Annotated in this window: 1 protein-coding gene; it reads left to right on the forward strand. The window is 66.6% G+C overall.

What is annotated here, in order from left to right; genetic code table 11:
- The coding region (locus ACYVDE_RS25485) for an L-histidine N(alpha)-methyltransferase (RefSeq protein WP_460504302.1) at positions 1–415 on the forward strand (415 nt) is incomplete at its 5' end.
- Positions 416–623: the final 208 nt, after the last annotated feature.

Genomic DNA, 623 nt, shown 5'->3' on the forward strand with positions numbered 1-623 from the left:
CGACGACCGCCTGCTCATCGGCTTCGACCTGCGCAAGGACCCGCGCCGCATCCGCGCCGCCTACGACGACGCGCAGGGCGTCACGGCCGCCTTCAACCTCAACCTGCTCACCCGCCTCAACCGCGAGCTGGGTGCCGATTTCGACCTGGCCCACTGGCAGCACTTCACCGACTACGAGCCGCTGACCGGCGCTGTGCGCTCCTTCCTGGTGAGCACCGCGGCGCAGGACGTGCACTTCAAAGAGCTGGAGCTGACGGTGCCGTTTGCGGCCTGGGAGGTTATTCATACCGAGAACTCTTACAAATTCACCCGCCCCCAGATTGAGGCGTTGGCGGCCGAAGCCGGCCTGCGCGTGGTCGATTTCTTCACCGACGCGGCCGGCGACTTCGCCGACGTAGTGCTGGCCGCACGGTAGGAGTGGGGCGGTGAAGGGGTAGTAGGAACGTTATGCTGAGCGGAGGCGCAGCATGACGTTCTTTTGTCGTTCTACATCATCCATCCGACCCATCTTCCGCTCCCCCGATGACCTCCCCCGACCCCGCCGCCACCCCACTCATCAGCCTGGCTTCGGGCTACGGGCAGTTTGCCGTGCCGCCGGTGGCGCTAGCGGCCGCCACGGCCGC

This window comes from Hymenobacter agri (assembly GCF_054778495.1).